Below are 21,325 nucleotides of genomic sequence, written 5' to 3'. Positions count from 1 at the left end.
CTTACACAAAGAAAAAGGAACCGTTTATAAAAACAATTATAAAAAAAGCTACGAAGGATATTCATATTAAATAAAAATAGCTTATTAAAGTAACGGGTGGGTTGATCCCAGCCAGACAGAGAAGAAGATTTTATTCAGATTTCCGGATATCAATTTTTCTGAATTTCTTGTTTTAATAGAACATAACAGTCCAAGTTGGGGACCTACATTTTTTTATTAGATAGTGAAGCAGCTTATGAAGTTAAGAAAAATGGTCTAGATTATCTCCTAACACCATTCGAAGGTGGGTATAGAGAATTTAATAGCTTGGTTTGGGAAAGATTAAATAGTTAATAAACTACCCTCGTCTAATCGAACTGGTTATCATCAACAATAATTAAACATAATAAAGAGGCTGGGACAAAACCCCCTCTAAGATGAAAAAGCCGGAGAAATTTTACGACGAGTAAAATTTCTCCGGCTTTGATTATTTTTGAATTAAAATAAGGACCTCTTCTGATAAAATAAAGTTACCACACAAAATTTCATCTGAAAGAAGGGTCCTTATGTTTAAAAATTATATCATGAATCAAGTGGTTTTGCCCCTGGATTTAGAAATCAAACTTCAAAAAAATGATATTGCCTTCTCCGTACACGACCTCGTCGAGCAAATTCCACACGCAGCCTTCGATTCGTTCATACGAAGCAAAGGCTGCCCTGCTTATCATCCACGTATGATGATGAAGATTATTTTATGTGCTTATACCCAATCCGTTTTCTCAGGAAGGAAAATTGAAGCTTTAATGTCATTTAATCGATATGCACCTCGAAATGGAACCCTTTACTATAAACTCCCCCGACTTTTTTATTTATAAAATTTTTTCTCTATCTTTTTACTTAATAATTCTACTGACAAATTAACCATAACATTTTCATAAATGGAGTCGATTTCTAATTCCAGCTCTTCATCCACTTCTTCTTTCTCGTGATCGTAAAGTGGGAAATTATCATACTTCCAAGCGGAAAATTCATCATAAATTAAATCCTTGTAACTCAACCAGTTCTTTCCGTTATTTGATGTATAAGTAGGTACCCATCTATTAATATTCAAGCTACTTAATAATTGTGTTACCTCCGATTCTTCCCAATCTTTTTTTCCATTTACTTTTAAGTCATTGATAATATGCTTATATTCCTGAATAGACATTCTCCTTACTTCTCCTGAGAAATCAGAACTAAGTTTTCCATATAGATTAACAAACTTTTCTTCCGTCGAAATCCAAATATAAGGTGTGTTATTTTCAATAACCTCAGTAATTATAGATGGTATAATCGATTTTATTTTATTTGCACCAATTTCATTTATTTTGTTTTCTATTTCTACTGTCAAATTTTCCACCCCTATTCATCATATACTTTTATTATAAGCAACTAATTTCATTAAGAACCATTTTTCGCATTAACTGATATTTTTTCTAAAACCAGTCACTTAGTGTACTGGCCTCTTTTTATTTAACTGATTTAACTCTACTTAATATTTTTATACAAATTCACCAGCTGTTGTTGCGTCACGCTATAGGATGCTCCAGGATGTTCCAAACTCCATAGCGTGTACTTACTTCTAGTCTCCTTACCGATAACTACCGCAACTTCTTTTCCCTGAGTAGGAGTGTATCCGCAATCTCCTTCTGAGTAGAAATCCTCCACCCCCTTCATCATTCTTCGCGTCAATTGATGAACTTAGGGTGTTTAAGGACAAACCTACAAAAAAAGAAACCCTAGACGAAAAACAGGCTTTTTTGAACTTACAAGCCTTAACCCTCGATGGAAAATTAATTAACATTGAAGTACAATTAAGAAAAGAGGAATTTTTCCCTAAACGAAGCGTATATTATACATCTAAATTGGTTACCGGGGACTTTGAAACGAAGATGTTCCGAAAGTACTCGCTATTGATATTTTGGATTTCATATTATTCGCTAACATCGATTCTTTTGTTACCCATTTCGTTAGTTACGAAAAAACAGAAGAAGTTATCCTCCAAGAAGCACCGGAATACTATTTCATCGAAATGCCTAAAATAGATAAACACTTCCACAATGATTACAGCCTAATCCCTCTTTAAAACGAGTTTCTCTAATCGTAGTGAACGCATCTTTCATATCAGCATCTTCATTATCAATGAAATCTTCTTTTACAAGGTTAAATAGCTTGATTTGTTCGTCTTTAGTTAGGTCCGAAAAAGTTGCATAGATGTCTTTAATCAGTGATAAACTGCCTCCTGAAAGAGTTATTTTACCACCTCTCAGAAGGATGGTAAAAATAGCAACAATCTATACGAAAAGAGCCAAATAAAAAGATGACGGGGCGTAAAGGTTTGCTATACGCCCCGTCATCTTTATTATGTTGAAAATCAAAGCCTATTATCCTATTCATAAGGTTTGAGGAAAAATAGATTACCCTATAGAAGTGGACTTACTATTACTTCTCTCCCCCTGCTTCCCATTCAGCAATTTCTTTGCGAACAAGTGGAGCAACTTCTTCACCAAGAAGCTTGATGGCTTCCATGACTTCTTCATGCGGCATTGTTCCCAGCGGCATGTGAATCATAAATCTTGTCACGCCTACTTGCTTGCGCAGATAAATGATTTTTTGTGCCACAGTTTCAGGATCTCCTACATACAGGGCACCCTCAGGTCTTCTGGCTGCGTCAAAAGCGGCCCTCCCATAATGGCCCCAGCCTCTTTCACGGCCTATCACGTTCATAACGTGCTGTGTGGATGGAAAGAACTGATCTGCGGCAGCTTCTGTATCCCTTCCGACAAATCCGTGGGAATGAGAGGCAACCGGCAATTTTGATACATCATGACCTGCTTCCGCTGCTGCTCTTTTATACAGCTGAACAAGCGGAGCAAATTGGGCAGGCTGTCCCCCGATAATGGCAAGTGCAAGCGGAAGCCCGAGTAATCCGGCACGGATGACAGACTCTGCATTTCCGCCGCTTGCAATCCAAACTGGCAGCGGCTCTTGAACAGGACGTGGATACACGCCGATATGATTGATTGGAGCCCGGTGTTTTCCGCTCCAGGTAACTTCTTCTGATGCTCTCAGCTTTAAGAGCAGATCCAGTTTTTCTTCAAACAATTCCTCATAGTCACTCAAATCGTAACCGAACAGAGGAAAAGATTCTATAAAGGAGCCCCTGCCCGCCATGATTTCCGCGCGCCCGCTGGAAAGGCCGTCCAGAGTGGAAAACTCCTGAAATACTCTCACAGGGTCTGCTGAAGAAAGCACTGTGACTGCACTGGTGAGCCTGATGCGTTTTGTTTGTGAAGCTGCTGCTGCCAGCACCATACCAGGTGCAGAAGCCGCAAAATCTCCACGATGATGCTCGCCTACCCCAAACACATCCAGCCCTACTTGATCAGCAAGAACAATCTCCTCTACTACCTCCCTCAGCCTCTGTGCATGGGAAATGACTTTTCCCGTTTTCACATCAGGGGTAGTTTCTGCAAATGTACTGATTCCTATCTCCATCTAACTTCTCTCCTTTTCTCGAATTCAAGATAATTTTATTGTATAGTGTTTTTGACTCTTTAGCGAGCTATAATGCCTAAAAATTGATTTCAACGTTTTCAACAGCATATAGATAAAAGGGCTGGATCATTTAACTTTTAAGGGGGAAGGCAGCATGACAGAGGCAGAGCTATTAAAAAAACAGTTGATGGATAAAGGATTTCCTGTTCATGAAGGTGATATTCCCTATATATTGATGGTGCTGAACAGCATCAAAAGGGCACCCTCGCCGTTTGGAAGAAAAACAGATTTAAATGAAGAAGTGCCGGTGGTCATTGTCGATAAGGAGCTTTTGAAGTATGACTGATACTTCCTATTTAACAGCATCTCAACTGGCTCCCCTGTTGAAAAGCAAACAGCTGTCACCGGTAGAACTGATGAGAGATGTATTGAAAAGAATAAAAGAAGCCGACTCTACGGTCAATGCCTATATCACCATTCTCGGTGAACATGCGCTGGCTGAAGCTAAACACACGGAAAATCAAATTCAGAAAGGATACTATAAAGGGCCGCTCCACGGTATTCCGCTCGGTGTTAAAGACAATTACTACACAAAAGGAATTCCAACCACTGCCGGCTCAAAAATATTAAAGGACTTTGTTCCCACCTACAATGCAACCTCTGTGGATAAGCTGCTGCAGGCAGGCGCCATCATGACAGGAAAGCTGAACATGCACGAATTTGGAGGAGGCCTGACAAACACAAATCCCTTCTACGGCAATGTGAGAAATCCTTGGAATCCCAACCATATTCCCGGCGGTTCCAGCGGAGGCAGCGGAGCAGCACTGGCAGCCGGCATGGCGGTCATTGCTACGGGATCTGATACTTTCGGCTCCATTCGTGTACCGGCGGCCATGTGCGGAGTGTACGGCTTAAAGCCTACATATGGACTAATCAGCTCTTATGGAATTGCTCCGCTCGCATGGTCCCTCGATCATCCAGGCCCGATGGCCCGTTCTGTGGCTGATTTGGCGCTCATGCTGAATGTCATGACAGGATATGATCCGAAAAGTCCGGAAACCCTTTGTGTACCTGTACCGGATTATACGGAGAATCTTCATCGTGGAATCAGGGGGCGCAAGATAGGAATTCCCGCTTTCTATTTGAAAGGGCTGGATGATGAAGTACACCGTCTCTTCTCACAAGCGGTTAGAAAGCTTGAAGAGTTAGGGGCACATGTCACAGAAGTCTCAATACCTGAAATAGAACTTGCTGCATTCACAGGCTATGTTGTGACAACCGGCGAGGCTGCCAGCTATCATTATGAAGATCTGCAAAATCGTCCGGAAGACTTTGCTGCAGATGTACGCGCCTTTTTTACTGCAGGCACTGTCATACCTGCTCCCTATTATATCCGGTCACAGCAGGCTCGGCGTGCACTGATCAAAGCATTTAAGAAGGTATTTGAAGAGGTTGATATTCTGGCAGCACCTACTATACCCATTATTTCTCCTCCATTTGAAGAGAATTTTGTTTCTCAAAATCTTTCAATCATAGAGCGCTGTATGCCTTTTACTGCCCCGCCAGCTGCAGCGGGTCTTCCAACCTTGGCGGTTCCGATCGGCTTTTCATCCGCAGGGCTGCCGTCCGGAATGCAGCTGATTGCCAGTCATTTAGACGAAAAGCTGCTGCTGCAGGCAGGATACGCATGGGAGCAGACAGGACCGCTGGGCTGGAAGAATTAAAAGGATCTGTGCTTATTTTTATAGACCATAACAGAAGAGGCTGCAGCAAGGATGGGCAGCTCAAGAAGAGGGCCGATTACCAATACAAGAGGAATCAGCGGCTGATCAGGAAAGGCGGCAAGTGCCAGTGCAAGAGCAACAGGAGAATTTCTGGCCATAATGGTTAAGCTCAAGCTGGCAGTTTCCCGGTTAGAGAAGCCAAAAATCCTCCCCGCTGTTTGCCCTATAAAGAAATTGCTGAGGAAAAACAAAGCGATTGGCGGAAGCATCATCAGGATAAGATGTACGTTGTTCAACAGCATTTCCCCTTGTGCCGCAAACATGGCAAAGATAGCAAGGCTGAGAAAAAGGATAGGCATCCCGTTCAGCTTGGAGAAAAAACGTTCCTGCGAACGGGATGAACGTTTAAAGAAATATCTGGTCAAAGCGGCCGCTGCTAAGGGAAGGAGAAGAATGAGAACTGTTCCTTCCAGCACTGCCATAACCTCAACCATCCCCGTACCCCCGCCAAAAATCAGCAGATATACCGGAAGAAGGAGGACCTGAAGCACAAGATTTAAAGGCAGAATTGCCGCTGACAGTGCAACATTTCCTTTTGCTATTCCTGTGAATATTAAATACCAGTCTGTGCACGGGGTCACCATAAGCAAAAAGAATCCAATGTATAATGCCGGTTGATCGCTGAAAAACAGAGCACCAAGAACCCAGGCAAAAAAAGGCGTCCACACGAAATTCAGCACCAAAGATGTCATTGTGAATGCAGCATTTTTAAAAGAATGTCCAATTTCTGATAACGGGATATGAAGAAACGTAAAATACAGCATACATACCATAAGCGGCAGGATGCTGTATTCCGCAGCTCTGCCTAATGCTGCAAATTGCCCCGCAGCCAGTCCGGCGATTACGGCAACAAAGATAATCAATGTATAGAGCTTTTCCAATATGTTCATAGAAAGGGCACCCTCTTGCAAAAAGTTTTCATTTCATTTTAGCATGCAACGAGAGTGTAAACATGTATGTTATCACTGTCATCTCTTATAGAAACCCTTTGATATGTGTGTCCCTCGTTAATTAGATGGAAGGGTGAGCCCGCTAACGCCGCAGCTACAAAAACAGCTTGCTCACGCCGCACACCGGGAAGCAAAGCGACTGGGATGGAAATCAACAACCTATCTTGCCATAAAACTAAAAAAGACTGTAAACACTCTTCATTTTCATGAAGAGTGTCTACAGTCTGATCAGACAGGTTTAAAATGTAAATAAATTTTTCAGCAGCTCCCAGAACCCTTTCTCTTTTTGAGGTGCTGCTTGTTTTGTTTCCTGCTCTTCAACTTCAATGCTTTGTGTCTTGATGACGAATTGAACGGAAGAAATCTGTTCATTTTGGTGAGATACGAAGGAAACCGGCTCAAAATCTGATTTATCGTATTGAGCAATTCTTTCATTTATTTCATTCTGCATTTGCTCAGGCAGATCTTTTGTTTCCTGATACAGCTCAGTTGTTCCGCCATGCAGCTCTGATACTCCGCCTTCCAAGTCAGAGGTGCCTCCTGTTAGTTCAGCAAGGCCATTATGAAGCTGGCCATAGGAAGCAGACAGCTGATCGACACCATTCGTATAGCTGGATAGTCCGGAATGAAATTCACCGTATTTTGCGGACAGTTCTGCAATGCCGCTTTGCAATTGACCCAGCCCGCTCATGTCCGTTTCTTCAAGAGATGAGGACAAACCGCCGGCAATCGCCGTCAGCTGGCTGCTCATTTCATTTAAAGAACCGTTGAGCTGCGCCAAGGATGGTTCCACTGCTGCAAAGGCTTCCTGTACCCCAAGATAGGTTGCTCTTACTTTTTGTCCGGCAGCATAAGAAGCAGCTAATTTGTCCACTACTGCAGCGTCTGCACCGCTCTCATACAATCCTGCGATCTCCTCTTCGGAAATTTGTTCAGCAGGTATTTCTCCCATTGCTCCGTCCAATGCAGCATATGCCGCTGCAAAACTTTCCTGCAGAACAGTCAGGTTCCTTCCAACTTCCGTTAGTCCGCCCGCCAGCTGAGTGAGGCCTGCAGGCAGTTCCGCCAAGCCGCTCATATCCATTTCAGCAGACTGATTGGACAGAGATTCATTGATTTGGCCCAAGGCATTCATGATGGAAGCAGAACCGTTGACGAGATCAGCTGAAGATCCGTTCAGCCTGCCCATTCCATCCTGGTATTCTGCCGAACCGTTACGCAGGCTGACCGTGCCATTGTTCAGTTCAGTAACGCCGCTTTCCAGCTTCGCAACACCGTCATTCAATTCACCAATTGCATCTGACAGCTGTGACATATCGTCGGTCATGCTGTCGATTTCAGATGTATCAATCGGCAATGTAGAAGGAACTGCTGCAATCTCGATTCCCTGAAATTCAAAATCCTCTACAGATGCAGTTACATTCAAGTCCTTTTCTTCACCAGGCATAACAGTGAACGTAATTTGCTTGTTCTTCCCCGCATTAGCGACCATCCCGTCAGAAGCTTCAATATTCTGGTAAGAATTCGGCAGCACAAGTGAAACCTGCAGCAGATAATTTTCGTAAAAAATTGAATTTCCTTCATTGTTTTGTGCTGTATTGATGTTTATTTGCAGGGAGCCTGTTTTTCCTGCAAGCTCCTCCGCACTTATGATCTTTCCATCAAGCAGATAAGAAACTGTCACATTCCAAGGCAGTTGTGTACTTTCGTCAAGGTTGCCCTGATAGTAGAATTTTCCTTCAGGAGCATCTATTGCAATATTCTGTCCTTCCTGCTGAATGTCTGTCAGGTTAGTCAGATTTTTCACACTGCTGTATGCTCCGTAATCGGAAATCTCTCCCGCACGTTCGACGTCAAGTGTATTGACGACATAAACGGAGTTCAGGCTGCCATTGGCATCCAGGGTTGCATAGACGACTTCATCCTTTGAAGTTACTCTGCCTTCACTTGCTGCCTTTGCAGAATCACTAAGAAATGAAGGCAAGATGATCATGGCTGCAAGAGCCGTATATTGTAATTGTTTTTTTCTCATCATCATTTCTCCTCATAAAAATTTGCTTTGTATGTTGTTTTCTTGATCAGTTTATCGAATACCAAAAGCAGTGCGGGCAGAACGAGCAGGACACTGATAAATGCGAGCAGCGCTCCCCTTCCAAGCAGCAGCCCGATGGAAGCTACTATCGGATTCGTTGAAGTAATCCATAAGATGAACCCTACACTTGATAAAATAGCTGCAGAAATCGAAATGGAGAATGTTTTTTCATCCAGCGTTTTGATCATTGCTTTTTTGGCAGGCATTTCTCTTCGATAATGATAGTAATTTTCCGTGAACAAAATTCCATAATCCACTGTCGCTGCGAGCTGCACAGTACTGATGATCAAGTAGCCGACAAATACAAGCGAGGTATTTGTAAAGTATGGAATAGACAGGTTGATCCAGACTGCAGCTTGAATGGTGATAAGCAGGACGATCGGAATAGATATCGACCGAAAGCTCAGCAGCAGAACAATCGCAATCGTTACAACCGTCAGCACATTCACCACGATGTTATCCACATTGACAATATTTTTGATATCGTAAAGTGTGACACTTTCACCAAGCGCAAGCGCATCAGCGCCATAATAGCTCTCAGCAGCAGCCTCCACGTTTTCTACTATTTGAAACGGAATATCCCCTTCTGTTGCCTGATTCGTATTAATGACAATCCGGCTGTAATGTTCTGAGTAAAATTGTTCCGTAATCGACTCCTCCAGGTATTCAGGGGGTATCTCGGCGCCGACCTGATTCACATATGCGATGACTCCGGTCACATAATCCAATTCTTCAAGATCGCTGACAAGCTCCGCCTCTTTCGCAGCATCGCCTTTAGGAACAAGGAGAACAATTGGCGTAGTCTCTCCAAAGCTCTCATTGATAATCTTTATGTCACTGCCGACACGAGTGCTCTCAGGCGGAGTTCCCGTTCCGTAAATGAACGATGTATTGCTTTGAGCCAAAAACGCAGGGACAATAATCAGCAGAACAAGAATCAAGCTTGGAAACTTCAGTTTAACAACCCTGTTTCCAATACCTGTGAAGCTCGGAACAAAGTTTTTATGCTGCGTTTTATCCATCCATTTATAAAAATAAAGAGTCAGGGCAGGCAGGAACACCATCACACTAATAAAGCTCAGCACAATCCCCTTTACAAGGTTTAAACCTAGATCAGACCCAATTTCAAATTGCATAAATGTAAGAGCGATAAAGCCGAAGAATGTGGTCGCGGCACTTGCCGTGATGGCTGGAAACGATTTCTTCATTGCCAGCTCCATTGCTTCTTCAGGACTTTTAGCCGTTTTCCGGTAATCTGCAAAACTATGAAGCAGGAACACTGCATAATCCAATGAAACTGCCAGCTGCAAAATGGGGGCAACCGACTGGGTAACAAATGAAACTTCCCCGATAAAAATGTTTGTACCAAGGTTAATTAACACTGAGACGCCAATGGCTGTCAGGAAAAACAGCGGCTCCACCCAGGAAGAGGTAGAGATGACCAGAATCAGAATGATAATCGGCACAAGCAGCATTGCGGCATACATCGATTCTGAACCGGCCATTGTCTGGGAGCTTGCTGTATTGCTAGCTTCGCCTGCAATAGCGCCATCTTCGCCGATCAGCTCATATACTTCTTCAATAATCCGGACTTCGTCGCCCGAACGTACACTGATTGAAAATAAGGCGTTGTTGTTTTTATAGTAATTCTCCACAGTTCCGGCATCAGCCATTTCCAACGGTGTTTTCAAGTCAATCATATCATCCAGCCAGAGCACTTCTGTAATACCGTCTATGCTCTCCAGGCTTTTCTTATAATTGACGGCTTCCTGCAAGGTGACATCGGTGACCATCACCCGGGTATTTGGAACGTCACCCTGAAACTCCCTTTCCATAATGTCCATTGCCTTCGTTGACTGAGCATCCTCCGGCAAATAATCAACCATATTGTAATTAACGGATACAAAAAACTGAGCAGCTGTTGAAAGGATCGTCACCAGGACAAATGCAATCAGCACGGCTTTTCTATGCTTTATAATACGTGATGCGATATTTATTTTGTTTCATCCTCTCTTGTAACTTTCCCATTAGCACTATATCATTATATTAGACACAGTGTTGGATATTCAACAAACAGTTGTTTATGGAATGTTCAATTTCCAACATAGAAATGGCTTTTGTTGGATAAAATTATGAAGATTTTGTGAAGGAAAGGATCGCTGAGGATGACTTCAAAAGTGGACAGAAGAAAACAATACAGCCGAATGGTCTTAAAGGAAAGCCTGATCGAATTGCTGCAAAAAAAATCAATCTCAAGCATTACCATCAAAGAACTCTGCGTAAAAGCAGATATCAACCGCTCAACTTTTTATGCTCACTTTTCCAATCAATACGAACTGTTAAGTACAATTGAAGATGAATTTATCGAGGATTTGGTGGAGACGCTTACTCAGTATCACTTTCCAAAGGAAGAGGATTCTCTGCTCATGACTGAAAAGTTTTTTGACTTTATTGCGGACAACAGCGAAGTGTGCCAAATATTGTTAAGCGAGAATACCGATATTCACTTTCAGAAAAAGGGCATGAACATCACTCAACAGTTTATCTTTAAAGACTGGATCAACGAAATGAAGATGGACAAGGATACCTATGAATATATCAACCTGTTCATCGTAAGCGGCAGCATTTATGTCACGAAAAACTGGCTTGAAAATCAACAAAACAAAACGCCGAAAGAAATGGCTGAAATTCTACACCGGTTTATCAATAAAGGATTATCGAATATGAGATAACAGCAAAGAAACTGTTGTGGACTAAGTACAGTTTCTTTGCTGTTTTTGCTTCTTCTCAGGCTCCTTGGTACTGACGCTGCTTTCCTGTTAAGCACAAAACAAGCCTTGGCAGAGCATGAGTAATAAAGCTTGTTACCCTTAAGGAGGTTAATTCAAGGTCGTTATTAAGGTAGCAGGCATGCAGTTATAAGCTTGTATTTCCCTCTATTTTCGCCAAAAGGTTGAACAGGTTGCTTTGTCCATCAGATTAAACTCAATCATCTTTTCAAGTAATGAGTAATCTACCGGTTCCTTCCAAGGAATTCGTATGAGCTCCTTTGTGTAATCATATCCAGCTTTCACAATATCACTCTCTACATGAGTGATGGTCACACTCTCAGGGGCGACAGCTAAATGCTTTTTAGACACACTAAAGCCAATAATAAATGTACCGTGATCCGTGAACATAGGTTGCTTCCATTTTATCTCCCTTTCCAAATTGGGATATTTGTTTGTTATCCAAGTTAGCACTTCTTCCGTTCTTTCCCTATGAAAACTGTCATCAATTCCCGCCAAAAATCCCGAAAAAATGTCCATGTTGTTCCCTCCTTACATATCATTTTATTTAAACCAATGATTCAGTACTTTTAAGCGTAGTGGCTACAATGTCTCTTCAATGTAAACATTATATAATCTCCCTGCTGATAGGACGAATTATGTTATCGAAAAAAACAGCTCAGCATAACCCGCTGAGCTGTCGTTCTATCTGAATGATTTATTTAGGCATTTCCTTAAATTCTGCATGTCTCGCCAGTATGTTTAACCTGCCAGAATTCAAATCGCTGTTAATCCAGTGGACAACCTGACTTGCAAACTTCATTGCAAGTATCCGGTCAAGAGCTGAAGGCTTTTGGCCCATACACATAGCTTCATCTATTTTGATCACTTTCCAGTCAACGTCTATCCCAGGGAGGATTGTTTCTGGAATGGAAGCCGAATTCAAACGCTCATCAAAAAAAAGAAATGAAAATGCTTTGCCGCCAGAAAAAACATCTCCAAAAGATTTCTCAAGATGAGTTGAATCCTTTTGACTATGGTAAGGAGGAATAAAAAACCCTTCAACTGCCAGAGAAAGCTCCTCTAACATTTCCAGCGGAACCTGCCCCGGAAGCTGAACACCGAATAATCTTGGTTTATCATATTTTAAAGACTGAATAGTATCTCTGACTTTTAACGTATTTTCAATGATTGCATTCATTGCAGTATCATAACCTAATGAGATTTCTGAACCCTCAATGTTGTTATAAATCGAAACAGGTACAAATAAGAAGCGGGTATCGCTGATTTGTCTGCTAATCTCTTTTGCAAACTGAAAAGACTCACCAGCACCAATCATGACTACAGCTTCAAACTCTGAAAGAACTTCCTGAAATGCTGTTATATTTCTTGACGGGGTTGGTTTCAGACTTTGAAAGTGAAAAGCTTTGCTCTCTTCTTTTAAGTCTCTTAATTGAAATTCATTTCGATAGCGGTCACTTTCTATACCGATCACTTGATACTGTTGAACTTCTGAAATAATGCTATGTACCATTTCGTTAAGACCTGCAGGAGAAACATCTAAATTTAATAATCCGATTTTAGTCATTCATTTTCCCTCAACCTATTATGATTTTTTTAAATTTTTCTACTGTATTCACACTTATGTTGTTTCATATTTGATGCTTTTCGCTTTCGCCTACTACTCTATCATATCATTAAAGGATTTACATTTGATACGCTTACAGCCCATTATATGTAAAATGAATTCCTCACCACTACAAGCAGCATAACAGGAAAGAATTTCATTTTCCTGTAGTATTTACATTAAGGTTCCCAATAGATACAAAGAGGAGTGGAAAAATGATTAAAGGATTATACGAAGCACACTTACCGGTTAGTCATTTGGAGAGATCCATAGAGTTTTATAAAAATTTAGGATTGAAGTTTGCCTGGCGTGATGAAAATACGGCATTTTTTTGGATAGAAGAAGAAAGAAGCTGGATAGGCTTGTGGGAAGGAAAAGAACATCAGACCCCCTATCACCCTTCAATGAGGCATATTGCGTTTGAAGTTTCATACGCAGATTTAAAAGTTTCCTTGGAATGGCTGCAATCTCTTGGGGTGGAGCCTGTTCCTTTTGGCCGGAGAACTTCACTAGAGCCTTTCGTAAGGCCGCAACAGGGAAATGCTTCCGTATATTTCAACGACCTCGATGGAAACAGCTTGGAATTAATGTGTTATGTTCATGTACCTGATGAGCTGAAACACCTTACCGACAAGCTGTCACTGGAAGAATGGGAGAACCTGATTCAGAAGAAAGAATGAAAGCCGGCACCCAGGGTACCCCTCTTATAGGAAGGGAACCCCGGGGCCAATATTGCTGGTACTAGTATCATGAAAACAGAAGCGTTCTTCATCATTATGCTTTTATTTGATGATACAGCTTCGTCATGTCTTTTTTTGACAGTATCATCGGCACTGGATAAAGCGGATTTGCTTCTCTTAATGCCCGCTCCACCATGATGGGGATATCTTCTTCTTCTATTTCGCTTATTTTATCGGGAATTCCCATAGCTGCGTTCAGCTTCTGAATACTTTTAATAAATAGCTTCGCCTTCACTTCTTCCGTTTCATGCCGATCACAAATTTCGGTTACATCAGCCAGTTCAGCTAATGATTTATGCACCGTCGCCCCATAATAGGTCAGCACATAAGGCAGAACAACCGCGTTTGCCAAACCATGCGGAACCGAATAAAAGCCTCCCAGTGTATGAGCGATGGCGTGTACATTTCCCACATATGCACGTGTAAACGCCTTCCCGGCTGTATAGGAGGCTTTTTGCATGTTGCTTCTTGCCTCTGTGTTAAGCCCATTTGTATAAGCCTCATAAAGATTTTCATAGATGAGTTGAACAGCCCCCCTGCTCCATTGGCGTGTTTCTTCTGTGTTACTTTTGCCAATATACGCCTCTACTGCATGAGTCAGCGCATCCATTCCGGTTGCCGCAGTAATAGGAGGAGGAAGTTTTACAGTCAGTAAATGGTCTAGTACCGCATAGTGAGGGATCAAAGCAGGATCCATGATGGCATATTTTTCATGAGTATCACTGTTGGTTATGACGGCAGCGAGTGTAGCTTCACTGCCGGTACCTGCTGTTGTTGGTATGGCAAAGTTGGGAGGAAGCTTTTTCAAAATCTTAAAAAGACCTTTCATTTGAGGTATGCTTTTGATTGGCCTTGCTGCACGAGCACCGACACCTTTGGCACAATCCATTGGCGAACCGCCGCCAAAAGCAATTAAAGCCTGGCATTTACTATCCTTATACATCTGATATGCTTCTTCAATATTTGTAATGGTTGGATTAGGGACGGTTTTATCATAGATAGAGTAGGAGATGCCTTCCTTCTGTAAACTCTCAAGCAGGGGCTCCATCATTCCAGCGGAAATAATGCCCCTATCCGTTATAATTAAAACGCTTTCAATTTTAAGATTCCTAATGAGAGGAGCTAATTTCATCAAGCTGTTTTCTCCCTCAATCAGTTCAGGCTCTCTCCAAGGCAGAAGGGGCAGCCCGGCTCTCATCATTTTTTGATAAGTTCGGCAATAAAGTTTATACATGCGACTCCCTCACTTTATAGTTTATACCCACAACAAGAACACAGATGACTAGAAGCATAAACCTTAGGTGCGATTATCAAACTCTACCATCTTGGTTTTCTCCCGCTTGCTCGATGTTTTTATCAAACATTCCAGTTTTCCAAGACACTTTTAATAAAAGATCTAAAGTCTTCCAAGTGGCTCTCCAAAATTTTCTCCAATATCCTTAAATTGATTTCCTGATAATCATGCACAGCAATGTTTCGAAATCCTACCATGGCCTTCATTTTTTCAGCTAGCTCTAACGTAATGATTCCGGCCTCCTCCAGGATCTGAAAAGCCTCTCTGCTGTTTTGGGGAAGACCTAATTTTTTTTTGGGCTACAATATGCATGGCAGCATCAATGGAAGCTTCACAGGCTCTCTGAATGTTTAATACAATGGAATCCTGCTTCGTGAAATTTTTGAGATTTGCTGGATTGTTCTCGTATTCCTCCAAAATCCGTTTTATACATCGTTCTATGATTCCTGCTTTATTCAAAACCACATCATTTTTCATAAATAGACCCGCTTTCAAAGATTTCCTTTAGAATGGGAGCCCGTTCCTCATTCAATTTTGCATACATTTTTAAGGTATTCATTTCAAACAAATCCTTCTGATATCCATCCTTATAATGAATCACTCTTCCGTATGCAACCACCTGTGCCTTGAAAACCGTACTGGATCGGCTTAAATCCACTAAATCCACCTCTCTCTTAAGCTTGGAAGCAAGCTCCTGAGCTGCCATAAAAACCTCATACTCATCATGAGTTTGATTTTGGCTTAAAAAGGCGATATCAATATCGCTATCATCATGAAAACTTTCTGTGATGACAGATCCGAATATGGCTATGTAAATGGGGTCAAACTTCTTCTCCAGCAATTCTATGATAGACTCTTCCATTCCGGGTATCAAATTTATCCCCCTCCAAGCTCTTTTCTGTATTATAACAAAATGTGGTTGACTTAAAACAACTCATATTGGATGAAAATAACAAATAATTTTGCAGCACTTTTCCTTTATACCATTGTATTCTTTAGTTATCTTCATTTTTTCACCACCGTCTTTTTATAAAAAACTAACGTGGTCCGCTCGTTTAATTTCTTCCTGACTTCTGTTGTTACGTAGCCCATTTTTTCATAAAGATAGCAGTTCCGTTCTTCCTCTTGTATGGTCGCCAGTTCCCAGGTGACTGCTTGCTGGTATTCGTTTTCGACTAAGGTAATAGCCCTTTGACCTATGCCTTTTCCCTGGAATTCTGGAGAAATGAACATGGGGCTGATCCAAAACTGACACCCTTCTTTCCAATACACACAAATAGCGCCAGCGAGGGTTTCATCGGCTATTATTTTGTAGAATGCTCCGTTCGGGTTATGAATTCTTTTGAAAACTCTATCGATGCTCTCATTTCCCGGATTAGTGTCGTGATCCTGATATTTATCGAGGAGCGGTTTGAAGGCTTGGAGCTGTATTTGAAAAATAGCTTCAGCATCTCCTTCATTGGCTTTTTCTAATCTGATAGATTCCATCATCATTCTCCTGTTCTAATGATCAGCTATTTGATTGTCAACCGCTTAATAAATCACTTCTGAAACGTGACGCTGGGATCCAGGTTGCCAAAGCCGGATCCATTTTGCAGACAAGCAGTTCTTCCTTGCCGGGAGAAGCTGAATAGACCCTTTCTCCTGCAGGGGGAAATCAGGCTCGTTACCCTTCCCTTTTTTAGGGCATACTTGCAAAATAGATGATGTTTTTCCTGGCTCCGGCAGATCATGGCACTACTGAAGAATTCCGGTTTGGGAACCTTCCCTGAAAAAGGGGATGAAAAACAACTCTGGCCCCTCTTGCTGCTGCCCAACGGACTGTTTAAGGGTACCTCTATTCTTCCTGGCAAATGGCGATTCCGTATTTCACCCCGTCCACTTCAAACAAGCACTCTTCCTCTCCAGCCACATAGCCGAATTGATCTTCGCCTGGGTCAATTTGATTTTTAGTCTGATAGCATGGAATGTTAGGGAGTGCCTACTCCTATTTAGATTAAAACTCTTTTGGGAGGATTTACGATTCTCTTTAGAGCCCCCTGTGGGATAAAAAACCTCGAACCTATTAGTCCGAGGAGAAATAATAAAAAAGCGTTGAAATTCAGTCATACCAAACCTGCTGCATTGCTGATAAGCTAATCAGGAGGAAAACAGCTTCCAATTCCCTTCAGAGATTACCTCGACTGCTCCATCAATCACTTTGATGGCAGTTTCATCATCAATTGCGTATGCCGGCCCCTGTATGTCAGCTGCCCATTTTTCTGCATGAGCCATCGTATTATGCGGCAGCATTTCGTGATCGACATGCGGAAACATGGCAAAGTCAACCAGATTCAGTGTTTCATCACTATCATTGGGTGGATTCCAGCCAACAAAGTACTCCCCGATATGAGGGGCCATTACCATGCTCCCTGCACTCATTCCGACATAAACTGATCGCAGCGATGGCAAGAGGTCTGCAAGACCAGACTGCTGCATCCAATAACATAGGTAAAGGGGATCGCCCCCAGCCACCAATAAGACATCAGTCTCTTGGACAAGCGACACCCAGCGGTCCTTATTGATGCTTGGCAGTGCTGTAAGCTCCAATACACCGACGGATTTCCACCCCAGATTCACCATGGGATTTCTGGCATCTCCTTTAATAAACTCCCAAGCTTGGACACCGGGACCTACCCATGGGTGACCGTACATCGCCGTGGGGATGCAGAGGGCACTGGATTCTCCAATCGGTTTGTCCAGCATGTCTACCAGCGTGTCGTGTATGCTTTTGTTCATGATGCCTGCAGATGTAAGTAGAAGTTTCATCACTCTTCTCCTTTCAGTTGCATGCTGTTTAAATTTTTGAAAATTTTAGCAGTATCTGAATCAAATATAACATACACATGCCAAATAACTGTTATATTATTCCATAAATTTCTAATTTTTTTGGCGGATTCGCAACCAAACCTTATCCTATCTTTATTAGTAGGAATACCATGAACTACTTCTTGCCACTCACCATCTTGTAATACTTCATATTGTTCGAAAGCACAAGGCACTCCTCTTGCAATAGATATATCAGAACTATCCATCAACTGAAAATGCATATGTGGAGAAAAAGAATTGCTCTCCCATTATGAAACTTTCACAGCTTTCTTACTTTCTTAACTGCTCCAATATACTGGATCCTTAATTTTCCCATCCTCTGCAAGCATTATAACCTTTGTAAGAATTTCCGCTGTTTTTGGATCTTCATCAAGGAATGGTATAAAGATTTTCCCCCTATGCTGTGAGTGAACAGGGAGAATGTACAGGTTTCCGCTTGCTTGCTTGTAGGCGATGGCACTTCCCAGGATTAAGTGCATTTACGGATATCAACACAAAAAAGCCTTGGGAATACTGCCCTCGGCTTCTCTTTGGTAATTTATTCTTAAGGCAATCTATATAGCATTTATTATGATACATAAATAATTAAATCTTCTTCATCAATATTCGCTTTTTCAAAAAGAGTAATTAAATTTTTTCTTTTTTGTTCATTATTGATGTTTGTATTTAAATAAATATTTTCACTAATTTTTCTAGGTTGATTGTTAAAATCATTTTGGTTAAGTGAATGGAATCTTTTAGATAGTAATTCTTCCTGGTTTATCGCTTCAAGAAATGAATTTTTGTCTAACTCATATATTTTTATTATTACTTTATAATACAAGTCAGTAAAATCTCTAGCCTCGTATTTATCTGTTAAAAATACAAAGGAAGTAGGTTTCAAACTTGTCCAATCGTCATCTAAAGAAACAACTGGTCTATTATCATCGTTACTAATTACCAGTAAATCTAATTCAGGGAACTTCCAGGCTTCTTTGGCGTATTCAATCAAAATGTTGGCCCTTTTTATAATTTCGGTTTCATTCCAAGTATCTAAGTTGTGAAGCCCCTTATTTATTCTGATTAAGCTATCAGCAAATCCCCCTGGTGTATCCCTCTTGTCTGTGAAGAACTTATTACTCATATTTTTGTTATATCCTGATAAAGTAAGGTTCCCTATAGTGTGGACATAAGTATTGTGTACTTCTTTCCAATTAGACCCTAAAGCATCTATCCATTTGTCACTTAAATTTGGGGATTGTGGCATAATATGTTCAATTGTTATATCAGGGTCATTTTGCACTCTTTCTTTAGGGTTACAGTGGTATTCTAATTTATACAAAATATATTTTCTGTTTTTATTACTCAAATTATATATATCCTTTAGAAGGAAAGATTTTGTGAATTCATCGTTGTTCGGAAATCTGTGATTCCCTTTTTTGTTAGCTAGAATAGTTTCAAACGAAACAAGATGATTTTTTCTATCTAAGTCTTTAACGATACTAACAAATACTTTATTCAATCCTTGTGTAGGATATCCGCATATAACTCTCCGTATTAAATAACTCTCGATTAAACGCAGTATTGAAATGAAATCATCCTTGGACAAAAGTTGATTCTCATAGTCGTAATACAGTGGTAAGACAAGAGGATAAATTATTTTAATATCAATACTATCTAAGTCTTTCAGACAATCATTTATTTCCTTGTCCTTCTCGTTCTGTCTTAATATACGTTCATAGTAGCCCGCAAACTTTAATAACTCTTTTAATAAATTCTCTATCGCTTCAGGTTCTCTTGAATACTGTTTTTTAAAGTACTCTTTAAAATCCGAATACACACTTGTCTTCTTAGGGATTTTTTTCGTTATAAAAGTTAGGTAATCCCTTATAAAATTTGATAGTTCCCCTTTGTTTTCTTCTCTCAGTTTTGTTTCAATCGGATACCAATATTGGTTATATATTTTCTTTTGAAAACTAGCCGTTAAATCCATTAGCAAAAAATTTCTTATTAAATCCGCTTCCGTAAGCTTTTCTCCTGTTGAGTTTAAACTTTCAAAGATTAGTTGAGGGTCGTCGTGTTCACGTTCTAATGAAACCTCTACAATAATTAACTTTGCAATCCCTTCATATAGTGCTTCAATATCTCGCTGACCACTCTTAATTGAATTGTAGAACCACATATAGTTATTTAATATATTATGATATTCAATATCTTTTTCGGTTTTATTAATAAGAGAAAAATATATCTCTCTATCTTTTTTAGTTAATTGAAGTTTAATGTACTCATCATCTTTTTTATCAGAGTTGACTAAATACTGGTTTATTTCATTTGAAGTAATATTTGGATTAGGATGTTCATCTAAATAGTTTTTAATTGCTAATAATAACAAGGAGATAGTAGTTAACCTCTGTTGCCCGTCTATAATAGTTAAAGGCTTTACCTTAGTAACAGGTATATTTTGGTCAGAAATATGTACTATAGAACCAATAAAGTGATTTTTACTTTTACTACCACTTGCTTTTAAAATATCCGAAAATAATTGACCGCAGTGAAGATGAGTCCACTTATATGTACGTTGATAAACGGGTATAGCAAACTGCTGGTTAGGTATTCTAAGTAAATGAAGAACACTTGTCTGGGAAGCCTGCATTTACAAATCCCCCCCTTATTAGATTTATTTAAATTATATAGCAAATTTATCCTATATTGAATAAGCTTTTAGAAAAATATTCCTATTCTGTGAGAATTGAATTTTTTATGTGAAAGATTACATAGTGGGCTTCCTTCGGGAAGTCTTTTTATTATCAGCCTTATTATGCGGATCGTCTTCGACGATTCGACTGCTAATTTATTTTTAGACATAAAAAAGGAGAATCCCCGTTAAGGAATCCCCCCATATTAATCATCTCCCTTTGGATAGAATAAGTACGGATATACTTCCCCTTGTTGATTCTCCAAATAGACTTTTATACAATCATTGTCCGTTAAAATGTTAGTACCGATTCCAGTGTAATGATTCACCATGTACGGTATGCCCTCTATAACCATTTCAGGTTTAGTATCCAGTTTCTTAAAAACTGCATTAATTCTATCCCTTGGTACTTTTGAAACAGAATAATTCCCGTCAGGGAAAACGGTAAAGACTTCAATCATTCTTCTTCCCCCTCCACAAGATAGGAAATATCGGCTTCAATGATTTTACGTTTTCTACCCTCTTCCAGTTCCCCTCCACCGATAACAAAGACGGTCTTATTTTGGTCTATCGTGTGTCTGATATTAAAGTCACCGTCAATCTTACTCATTAACTCAATAGCTTTAATTTTATCACTGGCATTCACTGGGGCTTTAATGATTTCACCAGTCTTAAAGTTTGGATAATAATTGTAGTCTTCACCCTTTGCGATATTTGTTAGCAGTTCCATTTTCTTAGTCGTCTGTATCACCAGTGGCTTAATGTGTATATCCTGAATCTGTTGTATCTTGGCTTGCACCAGTGGATTGTTTAAATACTTGTATCCAGTGGTTCTACTCTTAATACCCACCTCTTCAAGTGCCTTCTGTAAGTTCTGACCATGTGCAATATAGGCATAACAAAATGCTTCCTGCTGTTCTGATAGATAATCAGGTTGATGCTAGACTAAAAAGTAGACACAGATTGTTATAATATATATATCAACTATAACGAGGTGTGTCGGTATGGCAAA

19 protein-coding genes and 5 pseudogenes are annotated in these 21,325 nt (G+C 40.5%); 6 read left to right on the top strand and 18 right to left on the bottom strand.

All coding sequences use genetic code 11. From position 1 onward, the window contains the following. Positions 1 to 545: 545 nt before the first annotated feature. Positions 546 to 785: pseudogene (locus GJU40_RS17815) on the top strand (transposase); the annotation flags it as partial. A gap of 59 nt (positions 786 to 844) precedes the next feature. Here GJU40_RS17815 and GJU40_RS17810 read toward each other — a convergent pair. Next, the gene (locus tag GJU40_RS17810; protein WP_154309408.1) at positions 845 to 1,369 is read right to left on the bottom strand and encodes a hypothetical protein; all 525 of its coding nucleotides are present in this window, start codon (positions 1,367 to 1,369) and stop codon (positions 845 to 847) included. Between the two features lie 355 nt (positions 1,370 to 1,724). Between GJU40_RS17810 and GJU40_RS21600 the strand changes: the two genes are divergently transcribed. Continuing rightward, complete coding sequence (locus GJU40_RS21600) at positions 1,725 to 2,063, top strand: PD-(D/E)XK nuclease family transposase (RefSeq protein ID WP_170289448.1); 339 nt, start codon at positions 1,725 to 1,727, stop codon at positions 2,061 to 2,063. 3 nt (positions 2,064 to 2,066) lie between these two features. Here GJU40_RS21600 and GJU40_RS17800 read toward each other — a convergent pair. Both GJU40_RS17800 and GJU40_RS17795 read right to left on the bottom strand, forming a co-directional pair. After that, a pseudogene (locus GJU40_RS17800) lies at positions 2,067 to 2,246 on the bottom strand (IS1595 family transposase); the annotation flags it as partial. A gap of 214 nt (positions 2,247 to 2,460) precedes the next feature. Then, the gene (locus GJU40_RS17795; protein WP_154309407.1) at positions 2,461 to 3,516 is read right to left on the bottom strand and encodes an LLM class flavin-dependent oxidoreductase; all 1,056 of its coding nucleotides are present in this window, start codon (positions 3,514 to 3,516) and stop codon (positions 2,461 to 2,463) included. 154 nt (positions 3,517 to 3,670) lie between these two features. Between GJU40_RS17795 and GJU40_RS17790 the strand changes: the two genes are divergently transcribed. Both GJU40_RS17790 and GJU40_RS17785 read left to right on the top strand, forming a co-directional pair. Beyond that, positions 3,671 to 3,862, top strand: a complete 192-nt coding sequence (locus tag GJU40_RS17790; protein ID WP_154309406.1) for a hypothetical protein — start codon at positions 3,671 to 3,673, stop codon at positions 3,860 to 3,862. After that, positions 3,855 to 5,240 carry an amidase gene (locus tag GJU40_RS17785; RefSeq protein ID WP_154309405.1) on the top strand — a complete coding sequence of 462 codons (1,386 nt, stop codon included), beginning with the start codon at positions 3,855 to 3,857 and terminating at the stop codon, positions 5,238 to 5,240. The genes GJU40_RS17790 and GJU40_RS17785 overlap by 8 nt, the downstream gene beginning before the upstream one ends. On the opposite strand, the gene GJU40_RS17780 is transcribed toward GJU40_RS17785, so the two are convergent. From GJU40_RS17780 to GJU40_RS17770, 3 genes are all read right to left on the bottom strand, one after another. Next, positions 5,237 to 6,190: an arsenic resistance protein gene (locus GJU40_RS17780; RefSeq protein ID WP_154309404.1), complete on the bottom strand. Its 954-nt coding sequence runs from the start codon at positions 6,188 to 6,190 to the stop codon at positions 5,237 to 5,239. The two genes, GJU40_RS17785 and GJU40_RS17780, sit on opposite strands and share 4 nt — an antisense overlap. 298 nt (positions 6,191 to 6,488) lie before the next feature. Beyond that, positions 6,489 to 8,288 carry a YhgE/Pip domain-containing protein gene (locus GJU40_RS17775; RefSeq protein ID WP_154309403.1) on the bottom strand — a complete coding sequence of 600 codons (1,800 nt, stop codon included), beginning with the start codon at positions 8,286 to 8,288 and terminating at the stop codon, positions 6,489 to 6,491. Then, positions 8,285 to 10,228, bottom strand: coding sequence for an efflux RND transporter permease subunit (locus GJU40_RS17770; protein WP_246188421.1), 1,944 nt, complete (start codon positions 10,226 to 10,228; stop codon positions 8,285 to 8,287). Before GJU40_RS17770 ends, GJU40_RS17775 begins: the two co-directional genes overlap by 4 nt. A 291-nt stretch (positions 10,229 to 10,519) precedes the next feature. Between GJU40_RS17770 and GJU40_RS17765 the strand changes: the two genes are divergently transcribed. Then, positions 10,520 to 11,074 (top strand): TetR/AcrR family transcriptional regulator, encoded by a 555-nt coding sequence (locus GJU40_RS17765; protein ID WP_343031609.1) that lies wholly within the window; start codon positions 10,520 to 10,522, stop codon positions 11,072 to 11,074. A 204-nt stretch (positions 11,075 to 11,278) separates the two neighbouring features. On the opposite strand, the gene GJU40_RS17760 is transcribed toward GJU40_RS17765, so the two are convergent. Both GJU40_RS17760 and GJU40_RS17755 read right to left on the bottom strand, forming a co-directional pair. Continuing rightward, positions 11,279 to 11,650 (bottom strand): iron chaperone, encoded by a 372-nt coding sequence (locus GJU40_RS17760; RefSeq protein WP_154309401.1) that lies wholly within the window; start codon positions 11,648 to 11,650, stop codon positions 11,279 to 11,281. A gap of 178 nt (positions 11,651 to 11,828) precedes the next feature. Further along, positions 11,829 to 12,698: a 6-phosphofructokinase gene (locus tag GJU40_RS17755; protein ID WP_154309400.1), complete on the bottom strand. Its 870-nt coding sequence runs from the start codon at positions 12,696 to 12,698 to the stop codon at positions 11,829 to 11,831. Positions 12,699 to 12,952: 254 nt separating this feature from the next. Between GJU40_RS17755 and GJU40_RS17750 the strand changes: the two genes are divergently transcribed. Beyond that, positions 12,953 to 13,417: a VOC family protein gene (locus GJU40_RS17750; RefSeq protein ID WP_154309399.1), complete on the top strand. Its 465-nt coding sequence runs from the start codon at positions 12,953 to 12,955 to the stop codon at positions 13,415 to 13,417. Positions 13,418 to 13,511: 94 nt separating this feature from the next. Here GJU40_RS17750 and GJU40_RS17745 read toward each other — a convergent pair whose 3' ends face one another. The 10 genes and pseudogenes from GJU40_RS17745 to GJU40_RS20770 all read right to left on the bottom strand — a co-directional run. After that, complete coding sequence (locus tag GJU40_RS17745) at positions 13,512 to 14,711, bottom strand: iron-containing alcohol dehydrogenase (RefSeq protein WP_154309398.1); 1,200 nt, start codon at positions 14,709 to 14,711, stop codon at positions 13,512 to 13,514. Positions 14,712 to 14,833: 122 nt separating this feature from the next. Beyond that, positions 14,834 to 15,248 (bottom strand): annotated as a pseudogene (gene hepT, locus GJU40_RS17740) (type VII toxin-antitoxin system HepT family RNase toxin). After that, entirely contained in the window at positions 15,238 to 15,633 is a 396-nt protein-coding gene (mntA, locus tag GJU40_RS17735) for a type VII toxin-antitoxin system MntA family adenylyltransferase antitoxin (RefSeq protein ID WP_154309410.1), read from the bottom strand. Before mntA ends, hepT begins: the two are co-directional and overlap by 11 nt. A 143-nt stretch (positions 15,634 to 15,776) precedes the next feature. Next, positions 15,777 to 16,265, bottom strand: coding sequence for a GNAT family N-acetyltransferase (locus GJU40_RS17730; RefSeq protein WP_425481241.1), 489 nt, complete (start codon positions 16,263 to 16,265; stop codon positions 15,777 to 15,779). A 645-nt stretch (positions 16,266 to 16,910) separates the two neighbouring features. Next, positions 16,911 to 17,579, bottom strand: coding sequence for a Type 1 glutamine amidotransferase-like domain-containing protein (locus tag GJU40_RS17725; protein WP_154309397.1), 669 nt, complete (start codon positions 17,577 to 17,579; stop codon positions 16,911 to 16,913). Next, complete coding sequence (locus GJU40_RS20865; protein ID WP_212029891.1) at positions 17,579 to 17,845, bottom strand: hypothetical protein; 267 nt, start codon at positions 17,843 to 17,845, stop codon at positions 17,579 to 17,581. The genes GJU40_RS17725 and GJU40_RS20865 overlap by 1 nt, the downstream gene beginning before the upstream one ends. 64 nt (positions 17,846 to 17,909) lie before the next feature. Beyond that, a pseudogene (locus GJU40_RS21595) lies at positions 17,910 to 18,106 on the bottom strand (DUF7737 domain-containing protein); the annotation flags it as partial. A 101-nt stretch (positions 18,107 to 18,207) separates the two neighbouring features. Continuing rightward, on the bottom strand, positions 18,208 to 20,271 hold the full coding sequence (locus GJU40_RS17710) for a DUF262 domain-containing protein (protein WP_154309395.1): 2,064 nt from the start codon (positions 20,269 to 20,271) through the stop codon (positions 18,208 to 18,210). Between the two features lie 248 nt (positions 20,272 to 20,519). Continuing rightward, on the bottom strand, positions 20,520 to 20,774 hold the full coding sequence (locus tag GJU40_RS17705; RefSeq protein ID WP_154309394.1) for a hypothetical protein: 255 nt from the start codon (positions 20,772 to 20,774) through the stop codon (positions 20,520 to 20,522). Further along, positions 20,771 to 21,226, bottom strand: a pseudogene (locus GJU40_RS20770) (terminase small subunit); the annotation flags it as partial. The gene GJU40_RS17705 and the pseudogene GJU40_RS20770, both read right to left, overlap by 4 nt. Positions 21,227 to 21,325: the final 99 nt, after the last annotated feature.

It is taken from the genome of Metabacillus lacus (assembly GCF_009674805.1).
Taxonomy (GTDB): domain Bacteria; phylum Bacillota; class Bacilli; order Bacillales; family Bacillaceae; genus Metabacillus_C; species Metabacillus_C lacus.
Note: the sequence above shows the minus strand (reverse complement) of the source record. Positions and strands in the feature narration are given on the sequence as shown.